The organism is Raineyella fluvialis (genome assembly GCF_009646095.1).
Lineage (GTDB): Bacteria > Actinomycetota > Actinomycetes > Propionibacteriales > Propionibacteriaceae > Raineyella > Raineyella fluvialis.
Genome location: NZ_CP045725.1, coordinates 2,596,237 through 2,614,806 on the forward strand (window position 1 = coordinate 2,596,237; position 18,570 = coordinate 2,614,806).

The following is an 18,570-nucleotide window of genomic DNA, read 5'->3' on the forward strand; positions in this document are numbered from 1 at the left end:
GGGTTCACGTGTTGACCGACAGAAGTTGTCCGTGTTTGTTGGGTTGATCGCTGGCCCGGTGGGATCAGGGCTGCGGCGTAACGCATCACTTTCCAACACCGGAGCCCTACTACATGACCTCCTCCCTTGAGGCTGCGCCTCAGGTCGCTGTCGACGACTTTGCTTCTGCAGACGAGTTCGCCCAGGCAGTCGACGGCACTATCAAGTACTTCAACGACGGTGACATCGTCACCGGCACCGTGGTCAAGGTCGACCGTGACGAGGTTCTCCTCGACATCGGTTACAAGACCGAAGGTGTTATCCCTTCCAAGGAACTCTCCATCAAGCACGACGTGGACCCCTTCGAGGTCGTCCAGGTCGGTGACGAGGTCGAGGCCCTCGTCCAGCAGAAGGAGGACAAGGAAGGCCGCCTGATCCTGTCCAAGAAGCGCGCACAGTACGAGCGCGCCTGGGGCACGATCGAGCAGATCAAGGAAGAGGACGGCGTGGTCACCGGCCGCGTCATCGAGGTCGTCAAGGGTGGCCTGATCGTCGACATCGGCCTGCGCGGCTTCCTGCCCGCCTCCCTTGTCGAGATGCGTCGTGTCCGTGACCTCCAGCCGTACGTCGGCCAGGAGCTCGAGGCCAAGATCATCGAGCTGGACAAGAACCGCAACAACGTGGTCCTGTCCCGCCGTGCGTGGCTCGAGCAGACCCAGTCCGAGGTCCGCCACAACTTCCTCAACCAGCTGCAGAAGGGCCAGATCCGCAAGGGTGTCGTGTCCTCCATCGTCAACTTCGGCGCGTTCGTCGATCTCGGCGGTGTCGACGGCCTGGTGCACGTCTCCGAGCTGTCCTGGAAGCACATCGACCACCCGTCCGAGGTCGTCGAGGTGGGCCAGGAAGTCACCGTCGAGGTCCTGGACGTCGACATGGACCGCGAGCGCGTCTCCCTGTCGCTGAAGGCGACCCAGGAGGATCCGTGGCAGGCGTTCGCCCGTCTGCACCAGATCGGGCAGATCGTTCCGGGCAAGGTCACCAAGCTCGTCCCGTTCGGCGCGTTCGTGCGTGTCGAGGAGGGCATCGAGGGCCTGGTCCACGTGTCGGAGCTGGCCGAGCGCCACGTCGACATCCCGGAGCAGGTCGTCACGGTCAACGACAAGGTCATGGTCAAGATCATCGACATCGACCTCGAGCGTCGCCGCATCTCGCTGTCCCTCAAGCAGGCCAACGAGAGCCTCGACATCAACGCCGAGGACTTCGACCCGACGCTCTACGGCATGGCTGCGACGTACGACGACCAGGGGAACTACATCTACCCCGAGGGCTTCGACCCGGAGACCAACGACTGGAAGCCCGGCTTCGAGGAGCAGCGCGCGGCCTGGGAGAACCAGTACGCCGAGGCCCAGCGCCGCTGGGAGCTGCACAAGCAGCAGGTCGTGGACGCCGAGAAGGCCGAAGCCACCGCGGCTGTCGATTCCGGCACGTCCTACACCAGCTCGGTCCCGGAGTCCGAGGAGACCACCGAGGGTTCGCTGGCTTCCGACGAGGCCCTGCAGGCCCTGCGTGACAAGCTGACCGGCGGCCACTGAGCTTCCGCCAGCCTGATCTAGCCACGAAGGCCCCCACCATGCGGCGGGGGCCTTCGTCGTTCCTGCGCAGTCCTCAGCCTCAGGCGCCTTCGTCGTGCCCGTCCGGCCCCAACCTCAGGCGCATCTCCGGGTCCTCAGACACAAACGTTCAGCCCTTCACCTCGCCCGTGTCTTTCTGCTCAATGACAGACACTTCTGCACGGGCGAGCTGACGAGGTCTGCAGACCGCTGGGATCGGCCGATGTCAGTGCCGCCGCGTAGGCTCGAACCATGCGTCCGGTCAGTCACATCACCCGTCGTGTTGCCCCGTTCCACGTCGTCAGCGACTTCGACCCGGCCGGCGACCAGCCGCAGGCCATCGACGAGCTGCAGCGGCGCCTGGAGGCCGGGGAGAAGGACGTCGTGCTGCTGGGTGCCACCGGCACCGGCAAGACCGCCACCGTCGCCTGGCTGGCCGAGCGACTCCAGCGGCCGATGTTGGTGATGCAGCCGAACAAGACGCTCGCGGCCCAGTTCGCCTCGGAGCTGCGCAACTTCTTCCCCGACAACGCGATCGAGTACTTCGTCTCGTACTACGACTACTACCAGCCGGAGGCGTACGTCCCGCAGACGGACACGTACATCGAGAAGGACTCCTCCTTGAACGAGGAGGTCGAGCGCCTGCGGCACTCGGCGACGAACTCCCTACTCACCCGGCGTGACGTGATCGTGGTGGCCACCGTGTCCGCCATCTACGGACTGGGCACACCCCAGGAGTACGTCGACCGGATGCTCACCCTCCGGGTCGGGCAGGAGTACGAGCGCGACGACCTGATGCGCCACCTCGTGGAGATGCAGTACGGCCGCAACGACCTGGCCGGGACGCGTGGCACGTTCCGGGTCCGGGGCGACACGGTGGAGATCTTCCCGATGTACGAGGAGTACGCCGTCCATGCCGAGTTCTTCGGCGACGAACTGGAGTCGCTGTCCACGCTGCACCCGGTGACCGGCGAGGTGATCAGCGAGGACACCGAGACCTATGTGTTCCCCGCGACCCACTACGTCGCCGGCCCCGAGCGGATGAATCGTGCCCTGAAGGGCATCGAGGCCGAGCTGGACCGCCGACTCGTCGAACTGCACGACCAGGGAAAACTGGTCGAGGAGCAGCGACTCCGGCAGCGCACCGGCTACGACATGGAGATGATGCGCCAGATCGGCACCTGCTCCGGCATCGAGAACTACTCCCGGCACATCGACGGCCGTGGGGCCGGCACGCCGCCGAACTGCCTGCTCGACTACTTCCCCGAGGACTTCGTCCTCGTCGTCGACGAATCGCATGTCACCGTTCCGCAGATCGGCGGCATGTACGAGGGGACATGTCCCGCAAGCGCACCCTGGTCGACTTCGGCTTCAGGCTTCCCAGCGCGATGGACAACCGGCCGTTGAAGTTCGACGAGTTCGTCGAGCGGATCGGGCAGACCGTCTACCTCTCGGCGACCCCGGGCACGTACGAGCTCGAGCGGTCGCACGGAGTGGTCGAGCAGATCATCAGGCCCACCGGTCTGGTCGACCCCGAGGTGATCGTGAAGCCGACGAAGGGGCAGATCGACGACCTGATCGGTCAGATCCGTGAGCGGACCTCCCGTGGGGAGCGGGTGTTGGTGACCACGCTGACCAAGAAGATGTCGGAGGACCTCACCGACTACCTGCTGGAGAACCGGATCCGGACCCGCTACCTGCACTCCGAGATCGACACCCTCAAGCGTGTGGAGCTGCTCCGGGACCTCCGGTTGGGGGCGTACGACGTCCTGGTCGGTATCAACCTGCTTCGCGAGGGGCTGGACCTGCCCGAGGTGTCCCTGGTGTCCATCCTCGATGCCGACAAGGAAGGGTTCCTCCGGTCGGATCGGTCCCTCATCCAGACGATCGGCCGCGCCGCCCGCAACGTCGCCGGCCAGGTCCACATGTACGCCGACCGCATCACTCCGTCGATGCAGGTGGCGATCGAGGAGACCAACCGGCGGCGCGCTGTCCAGACGGCCTACAACCTCGCGCACGGCATCGACCCGCAGCCGCTGCGCAAGAAGATCTCCGACATCACCGAGATGCTCGCCCGCGAGGACGCTGACACCGACGAACTGATGGCGCAGACCGCGGGGCGGGGACGGCGTGGCCACGACGGGCCGACCTCGCCCGCCGTGGAGTCCGGTGCCGTGCGTGACCTTTCCAGCGTGCCGTCCATCGAACTCGCCCAACTCGTCCAGGACCTCACCACCCAGATGCACCAGGCCGCGGCCGAACTGCAGTTCGAGGTGGCCGCCCGGCTCCGCGACGAGATCGCCGAACTCAAGAAGGAGCTACGGCAGATGGTCGAGGCCACGAAGTAGCGGCTCGGCCACATACCTCCATGGGTATCGTGAGGGTGTCGGCCCGTCCGGACCGACCCAACCGCCGCACCGACCTCCATGAAGGAACGAGATGACGACCTCCGACGCCGCCCAGTGGGACCGCCGCTACGCCGAGCACGACCATGTCTGGCGGGCCGAGCCGCACGAGGAGGTCGCAGCCCTGGTCCCCGACCTGACACCGGGCGCCGCCCTTGACGTCGCCGCGGGGGAGGGGCGGCATGCCATCTGGCTGGCGGAGCGCGGCTGGGACGTCACGGCGATCGACTTCTCCGGCGTCGGGCTGGCCAAGGGCGAGGCGGAGGCCACCCGCCGGGGCCTGGCCATCGACTGGGTGGTCGACGACGTCACCACCTGGCAGGCCCCGCGCACCTATGACCTGGTGCTGGTGTCCTTCATGCACGTGACCGCCGACGTGTTCACCCGGCTCCGCCGGCTGGTGGCCCCCGGGGGGCACCTGTTCGTCGTCGGCCACGCGCTGCGCAACCTCACCGACGGCGTCGGCGGTCCCCAGGATCCGGCGATGCTGCTCGACGTGCCCCAGCTACGGACGGCGGCCGGGGACCTCACCGTCCTGCGACTCGAGGAGGTCGAGCGGACCACGCCCGACGGCGTCGCCATCGACATCGTTCTGGACGCCCGCCGCGACTGATCCACGGACGCGGCCGCTGCCCCCAGCCCGCGGGGTCACCAGCCGCGGGGTCACCAGCCGCGGGCGCGCCACTCACCGAGGTGGGGGCGTTCCCGCCCGACGGTCGTGGAGTCGCCGTGCCCGGGATGGATCATGGTGTCGTCCCCGAACCGGTCGAAGACCTTGCCGGCGGCGTCCTCGAACAGTGTGGCGAAGTCCTCCGGGGAGGTCGTGCGCCCCAGCCCGCCGGGAAAGATCGCGTCGCCGGTGAGCAGGTGCACCGGCCCGTGGTCCGGTGTGACGACGAGCGTGATGGATCCGGGGGTGTGCCCGACGAGGCCGATGACACCCAATTCGAGGTCGCCGCAGCGGATGACGTCGCCGTCCCACCGCCCGTCCGGTCCCGACCCGGTCCGGCGGCGGATGGCCTCGCGGTCGGGCGTTCCGCAGACGAGCGCGGCCCCGGTCCGCTGCGCCATCTCCGTCAGCACCCGGACGTGGTCGGGATGCTGATGGGTGGTGACGATGACCCCGACCGTACGATCGCCGAGCACCTCGGTCAGTCGGTCCGCCTCCGCGGCGCAGTCGACCAGGACCACCGGGCCCTGCGGTGCGGCGATGATGTAGGCGTTGTTGTCCGTCGGCCCGACCGACACCTTGGTCAGGGTCAGGTCACCCAGGTCGAGCGTGAGTGCCGGTCCGCCGGGCTCGACGTGGCACCGGTCATCCGGCCCGGTCACAGGGTCGGTCACCACGACGGGACGACCACGCCGTCGGCGCCGCTCACCGCGTCGGCGGGCAGCCGACCCGCCAGCCAGCCGAGAAGCTGGGCGGGATCGGCACTGACCTGCGTCGGTCCGGCGTCGTCGACGGCGGGCGTCGTCCATTCCCGCCCGTCCGGGGCGACGAGACGCAGCGCCGGGGCATCGGGCTTGCTCCCGATCCGCTCGACCGCCCACCCGAGGACGAGGACGGCGACGTCCGGGTCGAGATCGCCGAAGCCCGCCCCGATCGCCAGGTCGATGTGGTGGATGGCGACCTCGGCCAGCCGGCCCAGGGCCAGGGCCGCCACCGGAACCCGGGTGCCGCGGAACAGGACAGGCATGGTCCAGTCGTGGATCCGGTCGAAGGTGTCCTCGAGCGCGCTGGAGGACGCGTCCAGGTCCTCCTGGATCGCCAGGCCGTCCCGCCCCGCGCCGGCCCGGATGGCGGACTCCCGGGCCTCCGGCGTCGGATAGAGCGGCACGTCCTCGCCGCGCAACGCGCCCTCGATGACCCCCCGCACGGCGTCCGCGTGCCGGGCGATGTGGGCCGCAAGTTCGGCCCGCGTCCAGCCGGGCAGGCCGCTAGGGCCGCCCCAGTCGTCGTCGCTCACCTGGATCGTGTCGCCCAGCAGGTCGTGGGTGGCGGTGCGCAGGGCGTGGCGGACCTCGGGCAGTGCGGCCACGGGGCCGGGGGTGTCGGTGCTCACCGCTCCACCATAACGACCGCGGCCGGTCGGCGACAGGACGTCGCCCACCCGGTCAGCCCACCCGACCGGGTGTCGCGTACCGCCGGGCGTGGGCCAGGGCGATCCCCAGCAGGTCCCCGGCCAGGTCCGGCGGACGTCCGCCCTTCCGCCACGCGACGAGCAGCGGGCGGGCGAGGACGAGGTCGGCGACATTGACAGTCGCCACCCGGCCGGTCCGGATCCACGAAGCGGCGTCGAGGCTGCCCACCACCCCGGGGGTGGTGCCGGCGGCGACGGCGGTGAGCACCGCGGCAGCGTTCGCCCTCTCCAGCCGCGGCGGGACGGCATCGTACGGTGCCAGGGCTCGGTCCAGCACCCGACGGGTTGAGCTGGCCGCCGGCTCGAGGACCAGCGGTGTCCGGGCCAGTTCAGCGGCGGTGATCGGCAGCTCGCGCCGCGCCCAGGGGTGGTGCGGGGCGACGACGACGACGAGGCCCTCGGTCCCGAAGTTCAGTACTTCCAGCCCCGCCGCCCGGACCGGTTCCTCGGTGAAACCGAGGCTCGCCTCACCGCGGGCGACCAGATCGAGGATCGTGGGCGCCGCGGCGACGGCGAGGTCGACCTCGACCTCGGCGGAGGCGGTGACGGTGGGGGAGTCCTTCGGCGCGCCGCTGCGGTACCACTGGGGCGCCCGGGCCCGGACGGTGCTGCGCAGCTCCGCCACCCACATCGGCAGCAGGTGCTCGGCGATGAGCGGTGTCGCGGCGACGGCGACCCGTGCGGTGCGTTCCCGGCGGAGCAGCGCGACACCGTCGACGAGGGTCTGCGCCTGGCCGAGGACGGCTCGGGCCCAGGTCACCACCAGCGCGCCCTCGGAGGTCAGCGTCGAGCCCTGGGGCGTACGGTCGAGGAGCCGAAGCCGGAGTTCGTGCTCGAGATTGCGCAGGGTACGGGATGCGTTCGGCTGGGCCATGTCGAGTGTCCGGGCCGCCGCGCCCACGCTGCCCTGTTCCGCCACCGCGACAAGAAGTTCCAGGGCGGCGGGGTCGGGCCAACGATGGCTCATACCCGCCCGCCCCTCGACCCGCGCGCCAGCGACGGGACTAGGTCCACCGCCCGTCCAGGTACGAGGTGGCCGAGGTCCTCACCTCGACGATGCCGTACGTCGCGGCGGGACACTTCTCCGCCCAGGCGAGCGCGGTCGCGCGATCCGGGACGTCCAGGATGAAGACGCCCATCAGTGGTTCGGTGGCCGGCGCGAAGGGTCCGTGATGGGCATCGACCGCCCAGGGCCGGCGGGTCAGGCTGGTGCCCTCGGAGGGTGACGTGAGGACCTCGGCGGCGACCAGCACCCCGGCCTCCTCCAGCTCCTTGCCGTACTCCCCGAACGCCTCCTGCATGGCCGTGATGGCCTCGGGTGAGACCTCGCCCGGCTTGGGTTCCGCATTGTTCAGCAGCAGCACGCAGCGCATGATGACCTCCCTCGCTCCCAAGGGTGGCGGAGATCGGGGCCGGTGGCAATGGCATCCGCGCTCGGGGAAGTGCACCGAGCGCCGAGCTCCGGACCGATCGGGACATGTGAGACAGTACTGCGGATTCCCCCTGAGGGATCCCGGACGAGGGAGCCGTACCCGGCGTGCGACAAGACGGCTTGAAGGGGTGCCGCATGTCCTGGCTCGTTCTGGTGGTCGCCGGTGTCCTGGAGGCCGTCTGGGCGATTGCGCTGGGTCGGTCCGACGGGCTGAGCAGACTCATCCCGTCGGTGGTCTTCGTCGCGGCGCTCGCCCTGAGCATGGCCGGCCTGGCGTACGCGATGCGTGACCTGCCCACCGGCACCGCCTACGCCGTATGGGTGGGAATCGGGGCCACTCTCACCGTGGGATTCAGCATGATTACCGGGGCCGACCCGGTGGGCCCGCTGCGCGTGGCGTTCCTGGCCATGATCATCGGCGGGGTGATCGGTCTCAAGGCCCTCCACTGAGCGTCGGTGGCGTCGGTGGCGTCGGTGGCGTCGGTATCCATCGTGCGGGCCTCCCGAGCGCTCGGACCCCGGACTGTCAGAGGGGAGTGCATAGGATTGTCCGGTGAGCCCGACCACACCCGCTGATCATCCCGATCTCCCCTCGGTAGCCGATCCCGTGCACCCCGCCGGGCTCGACCGCATCGTCGTGCGCGGAGCCCGCCAGCACAACCTGCGCAACGTCTCGCTCAGCCTGCCGCGCGACGCGATGATCGTGTTCACCGGGCTGTCCGGATCCGGCAAGTCGAGCCTGGCCTTCGACACCATCTTCGCCGAGGGTCAGCGGCGCTACGTCGAGTCGCTGTCCTCGTACGCCCGGATGTTCCTCGGCCAGATGGACAAGCCCGACGTCGACTTCATCGAGGGTCTGTCCCCGGCGGTGTCGATCGACCAGAAGTCCACCAGCCGCAACCCGCGATCGACGGTCGGCACGATCACCGAGGTGTACGACTACATGCGCCTGCTGTGGGCACGTGCCGGGCACCCGCACTGCCCGGTCTGTGGCGCCCCGATCAGTCGTCAGTCGCCCCAGCAGATCGTGGACCGGCTGATGACCCTGGACGAGGGGACCCGCCTGCAGGTGCTGGCGCCGGTCGTCCGCGGTCGCAAGGGCGAGTACGTCGACCTCTTCCAGCAGCTCGCCGGCCAGGGCTATGCGCGGGTCCGGGTCGACGGCGAGCAGCACCCGCTCACCGCCCCGCCCACGCTGGCGAAGCAGAAGAAGCACGACATCGACGTGATCGTCGACCGCGTGGTGGTCAAGCCGACCGCCCAGCGTCGCCTCACCGATTCCATCGAGACCGCCCTGGGCCTGACCCAGGGGGTCGTCGCGATCGACTTCGTGGACCGCGACGCCAAGGATCCGGAGCGAGAGGTGCACTTCTCCGAGCACCTCGCCTGCCCCAACGGGCACGACATCACTCTCGAGGAGCTGGAACCGCGGCAGTTCTCCTTCAACTCCCCCTGGGGAGCCTGTCCCCAGTGCGACGGCATCGGCACCCGGATGGAGGTGGACCCCGACCTCGTCATCCCCGACGACCAGATGTCCATCGCGGAGGGAGCGATCGCCCCATGGGCCGGCTCTCATACCAGCGACTACTTCATGCGCCTGCTGCACGGGATGGCCAAGGAGGAGGGCTTCAGCCTGGACACCCCCTGGCGTGACCTCAGCCCGGAGGTCCAGGGACTGGTGCTCGGCGGCCACGGGTCCCCGGTCTACGTGTCCTACCGCAACCGCTTCGGCCGCGAGCGCAAGTACACGACGTCGTACGAGGGCGTCGTGCACTGGATCTCGCGCCGGCACGACGATGCCGAGACCGACACCGCTCGGGAGCGCTTCGCCGGCTACATGCGCGAGGTGCCCTGCACGGCCTGCAAGGGTGCCCGGCTCAAGCCGAGCTCACTTGCCGTGACCGTCGGCGGGAAGTCCATCGCCGAGGTGGCCGCGATGGCCATCACCGACGCGGCGGACTTCCTCTCCGGTCTGGAACTGAGCGAGCGCGAAGCGCAGATCGCCGAGCGGGTGGTCAAGGAGATCGCTTTGCGACTGCGCTTCCTCGTGGACGTCGGTCTCGACTACCTGACCCTGTCCCGGTCCGCCGGCACCCTTTCCGGCGGGGAGGCGCAGCGGATCCGGCTCGCCACGCAGATCGGCGCCGGTCTGGTCGGTGTGCTCTACGTGCTGGACGAGCCCAGCATCGGCCTGCACCAGAGGGACAACGCCCGGCTGATCCAGACACTCGAACGGCTGCGCGACCTCGGTAACACCCTGATCGTCGTCGAGCACGACGAGGACACCATCAAGGCCGCCGACTGGGTGGTCGACATCGGCCCCGGGGCCGGTGAGCACGGTGGTGACGTCGTGGTGTCCGGACCGTACGAGGAGTTGCTCGCCAACCACCAGTCGCTCACCGGCGCCTACCTGTCCGGGCGCCGCTCCATCCCGATGCCCGCGTTTCGACGACCGCGGACAGCGGGGCGGGAGTTGGTCGTCCGGGACGCGTACGAGAACAACCTCCAGCACGTCAGCGTGACGTTCCCGCTGGGGACGATGACGGTGGTGACCGGGGTCTCGGGATCGGGCAAGTCCACGCTGGTCAACCAGATCCTCTACCGGTCACTGGCCAAGCAGCTCTACGCGGCCAAGGCGGTGCCGGGCAAGCATCGGGCGGTGCAGGGCATCGACCAGATCGACAAGGTGATCCACGTCGACCAGTCACCGATCGGGCGGACGCCGCGGTCGAACCCCGCCACCTACACGGGTGTCTTCGATCAGGTCCGCAAGCTCTTCGCCGAGACGCCGGAGGCGAAGATGCGCGGCTACGGCCCCGGCCGGTTCTCGTTCAACGTCAAGGGTGGTCGCTGCGAGGAGTGTCATGGCGACGGGACGCTGAAGATCGAGATGAACTTCCTGCCCGACGTCTACGTTCCGTGCGAGGTCTGCCACGGTGCCCGCTACAACCGGGAGACGCTCGAGGTGCACTACAAGAACAAGACCATCGCTGAGATCCTCGACATGCCCATCGAGGATGCGCTGGAGTTCTTCGAGCCGATCAAGAGGATCTCGCGCCATCTGCAGACGCTCGTCGACGTCGGCCTCGGCTACGTCCGGCTGGGCCAGCCAGCGACCACGCTGTCCGGTGGCGAGGCGCAGCGGGTGAAGCTGGCGGCCGAGCTGCAGCGCCGCTCCACGGGGCGCACCGTGTACGTCCTCGACGAGCCGACCACCGGCCTGCACTTCGAGGACATCCGCAAGCTTCTCGGGGTGCTCGGCCGGCTCGTGGACCAGGGCAACACCGTCATTGTGATCGAGCACAACCTCGACGTGATCAAGACCGCCGACTGGATCATCGACATGGGCCCGGAGGGCGGCCGACGTGGCGGGACCATCGTGGTGGAGGGCACCCCGGAGGAGGTCGCTGACTGCGCGGAGTCGTGGACCGGCCGCTACCTGCGGCCGGTCCTCGAGCACTCCGACGTCGGTGTGGGCGACGCGCTCGTCAGCGCCGGGTGAGGACGGGGCGGCGAGCGGTCACTGCACGCCGGTGACGATGATCTCGTCGCCGGACTCGCTGAACTGCGCACGGGTCAGGCCGGTCGGCGCCGGCCCGTCGAGGACCTTCCCGTCGGCGATGGCGAAGTACGAGTTGTGGCACAGGCAATGAATCCGCTGGTCGGCGGTGATCTGGCGGACCGGGCAGCCCTGGTGCGGGCAGACGTCCGAGAACGCCTCGAACTGTCCGGCGGTGGGCTGCGTCACGACGTAGCCCTCGTCGGGGTAGATCACGCCCGAACCGACCGGAACGTCGGCCTTCTTGACCCGCAATTGACGGTTGTTCTTGGTGCGCATCCGGGCATTGCCGCCGGTGGAGTCAGCGGAGCAGGCCGACAGACCGAACGGGGCGGAAGCGGCGGCGACGCCGGCTCCGGCGAGCTTGAAAACGGTGCGGCGCTGCGCTTGCATCCAGTTCCTCCTGGTGGGGTTCGCCGTCCGCCGGGGGCCCGGCGACATCGCCCAGAATGCTAGCCCGGAGGCGCCCCGGAAGGGGGTCGCGGACCGCGCCTCGGCATTCCTGTGAAGAACCTCACGTGAGAGAAATGTCACCGAATCGGCTACTACGCCCCGTCATAGACTGAGGGGGCACAACCGTCTGAATCTCTCGCAAGGAAGCCAGGATCACGTCATGACGGACCACCATCGCGGATACCAGACGAGGGTTTCGGCCCTCCCCGCCCCACCGGAAACCCGCCGGAGGACGCGGGTGCTCCTCGCCGCCACCCTCGGCCTGCTGGCCACGTTACTGGCCGGCTGCAGCGCCGGCGCAGGCGCGAGCTCGTCGGCGGGCCACTCGATCGGCGGCGAGGCGAACCTCTCCCTTCCGGACCTGTCCCAGGTCGACTTCGTGGGTGGCATCAACGGCAAGGCACTGCTCGCCGTCGGCCTGGTGGTGTGCCTGCTCGGACTCCTCTTCGGCGTCGTGACGTACGCCCAGCTGCGCAAGCTGCCGGTGCACCGCTCGATGCACGAGATCTCCGAATTGATCTACTCCACCTGCAAGACCTACCTGCAGACGCAGGGACGCTTCCTGCTGATCCTCTGGGCGATCATCGGCGCGGTCATCTTCGCCTACTACAAGTTCCTCGTCGGCTTCGGCTGGGGGCGCGTGAGCATCGTCCTGCTCTTCAGCCTGATCGGCATGGCGGGGTCGTACGGCGTGGCCTGGTACGGCATCCGGGTCAACACCTTCGCCAACTCCCGGGCGGCGTTCGCGTCGCTGAAGGGCAAGCCCTACCCGGTGCACTCGATCCCGATGCGCTCGGGTATGTCGGTCGGCATGGTGCTGATCTCGGTCGAGCTCTTCATGATGCTCTTCATCCTGTTGTTCCTGCCCGGTGAGGTGGCCGGATCCTGCTTCATCGGCTTCGCCATCGGCGAGTCGCTCGGCGCCTCGGTGCTGCGCATCGCCGGCGGCATCTTCACCAAGATCGCCGACATCGGCTCCGACCTGATGAAGATCGTCTTCAAGATCAAGGAGGACGACGCCCGCAACCCCGGTGTGATCGCCGACTGCACCGGTGACAACGCCGGCGACTCCGTCGGCCCGTCCGCGGACGGTTTCGAGACCTACGGCGTCACCGGCGTCGCGCTGGTGACCTTCATCCTGCTCGGTGTCCACGATGTCGCCACCCAGGTCACCCTGCTCGTCTGGATCTTCGTCATCCGTGCCGTGCTCGTGATCGCCTCGGCGGTGTCGTACTTCATCAATGCCGCACTGACCAGGGCCCGGTACGCCGAGGCCGCCCGGATGGACTTCGAGGCACCCCTGTCCAACCTCGTCTGGCTCACCTCGTTGATGTCGATCGCCTTCACCTACGTCACCAGCTGGCTGGTCATCCCGGACCTCGGCGGCGGGATGTGGTGGAAGCTCGCCACGATCATCTCCTGCGGCACCCTGGCCGGGGCCCTGATCCCCGAGCTGGTCAAGGTCTTCACCTCGACGAAGAGCCGCCACGTCCAGGAGGTGGTGAAGTCCTCGCGCCAGGGCGGTCCGTCGCTCAACATCCTGTCCGGCCTGGTCGCGGGCAACTTCTCCGGCTACTGGGTCGGGATCGCGATCATCGGCCTGATGGCCGTCGCCTACGGCATCTCCACCACCGGCCTGGACGCGCTGATGCTCGCGCCGTCCGTGTTCTCGTTCGGTCTGGTGGCCTTCGGCTTCCTCGGGATGGGCCCGGTGACGATCGCCGTCGACTCGTACGGCCCGGTCACCGACAACGCGCAGTCCGTCTACGAGCTCTCGACCATCGAGGAGATCGACGACATCGACGCCGAGATCGAGCGTGACTTCGGCTTCCGGCCCGAATGGGAGAGCGCGAAGCTGATGCTCGAGGAGAACGACGGCGCCGGCAACACGTTCAAGGCGACCGCCAAGCCCGTGCTCATCGGCACTGCCGTGGTGGGCGCCACGACGATGATCTTCTCGATCATCATGGGCCTGACCAAGGGCATGACCGAGGGCATCCAGAACCTTTCCCTGCTGCACCCGCCGTTCCTGCTCGGCCTGATCACCGGTGGGGCGATGATCTACTGGTTCACCGGCGGCACGATCCAGGCCGTCACCACCGGCTCCTACCGGGCGGTCGAGTACATCCGGGACAACATCCGGCTCGACGACACGGTGACCCGGGCCAGCGAGACGGACTCCAAGAAGGTCGTCGAGATCTGCACCCAGTACGCGCAGAAGGGGATGCTCAACCTCTTCCTGGGCATCTTCTTCGCCACCCTCGCCTTCGCGTTCATCGAGCCCTACTTCTTCATCGGCTACCTGGTCTCCATCGCCGTGATCGGTCTCTACCAGGCCATCTTCATGGCCAACGCCGGTGGCGCCTGGGACAACGCGAAGAAGATCGTCGAGACGGACCTGCACGCCAAGGGCACGGCCCTGCACGACGCCACGATCGTCGGCGACACCGTCGGTGACCCGTACAAGGACACCTCATCCGTCGCCCTCAACCCGGTGATCAAGTTCACCACCCTGTTCGGCCTGCTGGCCGTGGAACTCGGCGTGGCGCTCACCGGGCGCGGGTTCGGCGCCCTCGTCACCGTCCTGGCGGTCGTGTTCTTCCTGGCCTCCGCGTTCTTCGTCTACCGCTCCTTCTACGGCATGCGGATAACCTCGTCGCTGGAGGACACCGGCGTGGATGAAGGCGACGAGGAGGAGCCCATCGCCGAGCGCGCCGGCGCCCCCGCGCTCGCCGTGCCGGGCGAGGACGCAGTGAGTGCCCGCGCCGATGATGCCTCCGGCATCCCTGCCGCTCCGCGGCGCAGTGTGACGACCGATCAGCGCGCCGTCCAGGCGCAGGAGGGGTGAGCACCATGTCCGTGCCTCCCAAGGCACCCGCCAACGCCACCAAGCGGGTCGCGGTCAAGTTCGGAACACTCAGTCACGAGCCGCTTGTCGACGCTGAAGGCGACATCATCGGGCGGGCCGCCGGTCCCACCCTGGTCCGCCGACTGCTGCGACTCTTCCCGGACCCGATCCTGATCGGGCCGGAGCAGCGCCGCTGCCGCGGCTTCGTCCAGCAGCCGCTCCAGTTCATCGACGGGGACAACACCGTCGTCATCAACATGGACGTGCTCGACTCACCCGTGGTGTGGACGGTGCTCAAGGAGGGGGCCCGCAGCCCCCACGTGATGAACTTCCTCTGGCAGAACGTGTCGGAGTTCACCGAGACGGTCCGGCAGGCCTCGCTCGGCTTGTCCTTCGGACTCTTCCCGACGTTCGCGAACTCCGAGCGCACCGCGCAGGAAGTGCGCGGCGTGCTCAACGAGTGGGCCGTTCCGGCCCTGGCCGATACCGCAGTGGTCGGCTGGGCGAACCTGGGCATCCACCTCCAGCGAGTCCGTCCGCACAGCCCGACGTCGATCCCGTTGGTGATGTATCCGGCCGTCACGCTGGCGTCGCGCAAGCGCCCGGACCTCTTTATGAGGGTCGTCTCGGCGGTCTGCGCCCGGACCCCGATCAGGCTGGAGATGCGGCTCCAGGAGAAGGACCTGATCAGTGAGAAGGCGATGCGCATCTCGCGGGAGAAGTGGACCTGGGTGGGCCCGATGGCGACCCGTGAGGACTACTGGGACCGGCTGGCGCACACCACGGCCTTCTTGGCCACCTCGGCGGACGAGTCGTACGGTCTGCAGTACCTCGAGGGCCTGGCCGCGGGAGCGATCGGCATCTTTCCGAACCTGCCGTGGGCACGGGCCCTGTTGCCGGAGAACTACCCGTACCTCTACGACAGCGAACAGCAGGCGGAGGAGATGCTCTTCCACGCCGTGACCGATCCGGAGGGCTGCAAGCGGGAGACCGCGGCTGCCGCCGGTGACCTCGACGCGTGGATCCGCAGCCGCCACAGCGACGACAGCTTCGAGCGGGCCATCGCCAGCTACACCGCCAAGTGGTTCGGGGCCTGACCGGGACGCGCTGATCGGGCATCCGTCGGGGCCGGTCCTCCTGGGGACCGGCCCCGACGGGCGTCCACCGCTCCCGTCGTCCCGGGGACGGACGGCTGATCGCCCACCGCCCCGCGTCGGACCCGGCACCTATGCTGGTCGGCATGGCCGATCCGTCCAGCTACCGCCCCGCGCCCGGGTCGATCCCGATCGAACCGGGCGTCTACCGGTTCAGCGACGCCCACGGCCGGGTCATCTATGTCGGCAAGGCCAAGTCCCTGCGGCAGCGGCTGAATTCGTACTTCGCCGACCTGTCCAACCTGCACCCCCGCACCCAGGCGATGGTCACCACGGCCGCCCGGGTCGACTGGACGGTCGTCCAGAACGAGGTCGAGGCGCTCGGCCTCGAATACACCTGGATCAAGGAATTCGCGCCGCGGTTCAACGTGATGTACCGCGACGACAAGTCCTATCCGTGGCTGGCCGTGACCTGGTCCGAGGAATACCCGCGCGTCTTCGTGGGCCGCGGCAAGAAGCGCCGCGGCTGGCGCTACTTCGGACCGTACGGGCACGCCTGGGCCATCCGCGACACGGTCGACACCCTGCTGCGGGTCTTCCCGATGCGCTCGTGCACGGCCGGCACCTTCCGCAACGCCAGGGCCGCCGGGCGCCCGTGCCTGCTCGGCTACATCGGCAAGTGCGTCGCGCCGTGCGTGGATCGGGTCACGGCTGAGGAGCACCGCGCGATCGCCGACGACTTCTGCCAGTTCATGGCCGGCCGGTCCACCGGACTGGTCAAGCGACTGGAACGCGAGATGGGTGAGGCGGCGGCGAATCTGGAGTTCGAACGGGCCGGCGTCCTGCGCGACGACATCGCTGCGCTGGAGCTGGCGATGGAGAAGAACGCCATCGTGCTCGGCGACGGGACCGACGCGGACGTCATCGCCATGGTCGCCGAGGAGCTCGAGGTCTCGGTGATGGTCTTCCACGTCCGCGGCGGCCGCGTCCGCGGCCGCCGCGGCTGGGTCGCCGACCGGACCGCCGACCAGTCCGAGCCGGAGCTCGTCGGCACCTTTCTCACCCAGCTGTACGGCGCCGCCGGTGAGCTCGAGGTCACCGACGGGGAGGTGAACGGCGAGGCCCGCCCGATCCCCAAGGAGGTGCTCGTGCCGGTGCTGCCCGAGGACGCCGAGGTGTACGCCGCCTGGCTGACCGAGCGCCGGGGCGCGAGGGTGTCCCTGCGGGTGCCCCAGCGGGGGGACAAACGGACGCTGATGGACACGGTGACGCGCAACGCCGAGGAGGCGCTGGCCCGGCATCGTACGAAACGCGCGGTGGACCTCACCGCCCGGACCCGGGCCCTGGAGGAGATCCAGGAGGCGCTGTCGCTGCCGACCGCCCCGCTGCGGATCGAGTGCTACGACATCTCCAACCTGCAGGGGACGAACGTCGTCGCCTCGATGGTGGTGTTCGAGGACGGGATGGCCCGCAAGTCGGAGTACCGCCACTTCACCATCAAGGGGTGGAGGGCCAGAACGACGTGGCCTCGATGTACGAGGTGATCACCCGCCGCTTCAGCCGGATGCTGCGCGAGCAGGAACTCCTCCGTGAGTCCCACGAGGGTGAGGCCGATGCGCCCTCGCTGGTGGATCCGACGACGGGCAAGCCGCTCCGGTTCGCCTACCGCCCCGCCCTGGTGGTCGTCGACGGGGGGCCACCCCAGGTCGCCGCGGCACAGCAGGCCCTGGACGACCTGGGCATCACCGACGTCGGGCTGTGCGGGCTGGCCAAACGGCTGGAGGAGGTGTGGGTGCCGGACGAGGACTATCCGGTGATCCTGCCTCGGACCTCCGAGGGGCTCTATCTCATGCAACGGGTCCGGGACGAGGCCCACCGGTTCGCGATCACCCACCACCGCACCCGCCGCAGCCGCTCGATGCTGGAGTCCCTGCTCGACGACGTCCAGGGGCTGGGCCCCGGTCGGCGCGCCACGCTGATGAAGGAGTTCGGCTCGGTCAAGAGGCTGAAATCCGCCACGGAGGACGAGATCAGGGCCCTTCCCGGCTTTGGGCCGGCCACCGCACGGGCAGTCGTCGAGGCCGTCGGCGCCGCGCCAGCGCGCGAGGTGTTGAACACCGCCACGGGCGAGCTGACGGAGGAATGAGCCGGATGGACGCCGATGTCGGCCATAATGGGGCCGTGGCAGCGGAGGAGCAGAGGGTACTGATCGTCACGGGTCTGAGCGGCGCGGGTCGGTCCTCCGCCGCGAACGCCCTGGAGGACGCCGGATGGTACGTCGTCGACAACCTTCCCCCAGGCTGCTCCCGGAACTGACCCGGATGCTCGGCGCCGCAGGGATCCACAACCTCGCCGCGGTCCTCGACGTCCGCAGCCGGGCCCTGTTCGCCGACGTGATGCCGGCCCTGGCCGAGTTGCGCTCGACGGGGCTCGACGTCGATCCGGAGATCCTCTTCCTGGAGGCGAACGACGAGGTGATCGTCCGCCGCCAGGAGTCTGCCCGCCGGCCGCACCCGTTGCAGGGCTCAGGCCGTCTGCTCGACAGCGTCACGGTCGAGCGCGCCCAACTCGGTGCCCTGCGCTCGGTCGCCGACCTCGTCATCGACACCTCGAACCTCAACGTGCACCAGTTGCGTGACCGCGTCTCGCACGCGTACGGAGGAGCGGAGCGGAAGTTCCGGGCGACCATCGTGTCGTTCGGGTTCAAGCACGGGGTCCCGGTCGACGCCGACCTCGTGCTGGATGTCCGGTTCCTGCCCAACCCGCACTGGATCCCGGAGCTGCGACCGATGACCGGCATGGACGCGCCGGTCCGCGACTACGTGCTCGCCCAGGACGGGGCGGTCGACTACCTCGACCGGATCGAGGGGCTGCTGACCGACATCATCGTCCCCGGCTACTGCCGTGAGGGCAAGTGGCTGATGACCATCGCCATCGGCTGCACCGGGGGCGCCATCGGTCCACGTCGATGGCGATCGACCTGGGTCGCCGGCTGGGCCTGCGTGACATCCCGACCTCGGTCGTGCACCGGGACGCGGAGCTGCTCTGA

General features: G+C 68.8%; 11 protein-coding genes, 3 pseudogenes and 1 riboswitch. Of the genes and pseudogenes, 9 read left to right on the forward strand and 5 right to left on the reverse strand.

Annotated features, from left to right (window positions below; genetic code table 11):
* Positions 1-113: 113 nt before the first annotated feature.
* The 3 genes and pseudogenes from rpsA (at position 114) to Rai3103_RS11860 (ending at position 4,607) form a co-directional block, all read left to right on the forward strand.
* The gene (gene rpsA / locus Rai3103_RS11850) at positions 114-1,571 is read left to right on the forward strand and encodes a 30S ribosomal protein S1 (RefSeq protein WP_153572774.1); all 1,458 of its coding nucleotides are present in this window, start codon (positions 114-116) and stop codon (positions 1,569-1,571) included.
* Positions 1,572-1,841: 270 nt separating this feature from the next.
* Positions 1,842-3,937: pseudogene (uvrB, locus tag Rai3103_RS11855) on the forward strand (excinuclease ABC subunit UvrB).
* 91 nt (positions 3,938-4,028) lie between these two features.
* On the forward strand, positions 4,029-4,607 hold the full coding sequence (locus Rai3103_RS11860) for a class I SAM-dependent methyltransferase (RefSeq protein ID WP_153572775.1): 579 nt from the start codon (positions 4,029-4,031) through the stop codon (positions 4,605-4,607).
* Between the two features lie 50 nt (positions 4,608-4,657).
* Here Rai3103_RS11860 and Rai3103_RS11865 read toward each other — a convergent pair whose 3' ends face one another.
* From Rai3103_RS11865 to Rai3103_RS11880, 4 genes are read right to left on the reverse strand one after another with little or no spacing between them, the layout of a single operon-like run.
* The gene (locus tag Rai3103_RS11865) at positions 4,658-5,338 is read right to left on the reverse strand and encodes an MBL fold metallo-hydrolase (protein WP_228488885.1); all 681 of its coding nucleotides are present in this window, start codon (positions 5,336-5,338) and stop codon (positions 4,658-4,660) included.
* Entirely contained in the window at positions 5,335-6,057 is a 723-nt protein-coding gene (locus tag Rai3103_RS17855; protein WP_228488886.1) for a maleylpyruvate isomerase family mycothiol-dependent enzyme, read from the reverse strand. Before Rai3103_RS17855 ends, Rai3103_RS11865 begins: the two co-directional genes overlap by 4 nt.
* A gap of 52 nt (positions 6,058-6,109) precedes the next feature.
* The gene (locus Rai3103_RS11875) at positions 6,110-7,102 is read right to left on the reverse strand and encodes a LysR family transcriptional regulator (protein WP_153572778.1); all 993 of its coding nucleotides are present in this window, start codon (positions 7,100-7,102) and stop codon (positions 6,110-6,112) included.
* 37 nt (positions 7,103-7,139) lie between these two features.
* Complete coding sequence (locus Rai3103_RS11880) at positions 7,140-7,508, reverse strand: YciI family protein (protein ID WP_153572779.1); 369 nt, start codon at positions 7,506-7,508, stop codon at positions 7,140-7,142.
* 119 nt (positions 7,509-7,627) lie between these two features.
* A riboswitch (guanidine-III (ykkC-III) riboswitch) is annotated at positions 7,628-7,692 on the forward strand.
* A 10-nt stretch (positions 7,693-7,702) separates the two neighbouring features.
* On the opposite strand from Rai3103_RS11880, the gene Rai3103_RS11885 reads away from it, so the two are divergent.
* Together Rai3103_RS11885 and uvrA are read left to right on the forward strand one after the other, a co-directional pair.
* A complete protein-coding gene (locus Rai3103_RS11885; RefSeq protein ID WP_153572780.1) occupies positions 7,703-8,017 on the forward strand; it encodes a DMT family transporter in 315 nt (104 codons plus the stop codon).
* 157 nt (positions 8,018-8,174) lie between these two features.
* Entirely contained in the window at positions 8,175-11,069 is a 2,895-nt protein-coding gene (gene uvrA, locus Rai3103_RS11890) for an excinuclease ABC subunit UvrA (RefSeq protein ID WP_228489339.1), read from the forward strand.
* 18 nt (positions 11,070-11,087) lie between these two features.
* Here the strand turns inward: uvrA and Rai3103_RS11895 are convergent, their stop codons facing one another.
* Positions 11,088-11,519, reverse strand: coding sequence for a Rieske (2Fe-2S) protein (locus Rai3103_RS11895; RefSeq protein WP_153572781.1), 432 nt, complete (start codon positions 11,517-11,519; stop codon positions 11,088-11,090).
* A 220-nt stretch (positions 11,520-11,739) separates the two neighbouring features.
* Here Rai3103_RS11895 and Rai3103_RS11900 point away from each other — a divergent pair, with 220 nt between their 5' ends.
* The 4 genes and pseudogenes from Rai3103_RS11900 (at position 11,740) to rapZ (ending at position 18,570) form a co-directional block, all read left to right on the forward strand.
* Entirely contained in the window at positions 11,740-14,427 is a 2,688-nt protein-coding gene (locus tag Rai3103_RS11900; protein ID WP_153572782.1) for a sodium-translocating pyrophosphatase, read from the forward strand.
* 5 nt (positions 14,428-14,432) lie between these two features.
* Complete coding sequence (locus Rai3103_RS11905) at positions 14,433-15,524, forward strand: glycosyltransferase family protein (protein ID WP_228488887.1); 1,092 nt, start codon at positions 14,433-14,435, stop codon at positions 15,522-15,524.
* Positions 15,525-15,667: 143 nt separating this feature from the next.
* Positions 15,668-17,695 (forward strand): annotated as a pseudogene (uvrC, locus tag Rai3103_RS11910) (excinuclease ABC subunit UvrC).
* Positions 17,673-18,570 (forward strand): annotated as a pseudogene (gene rapZ, locus Rai3103_RS11915) (RNase adapter RapZ). Before uvrC ends, rapZ begins: the two co-directional pseudogenes overlap by 23 nt.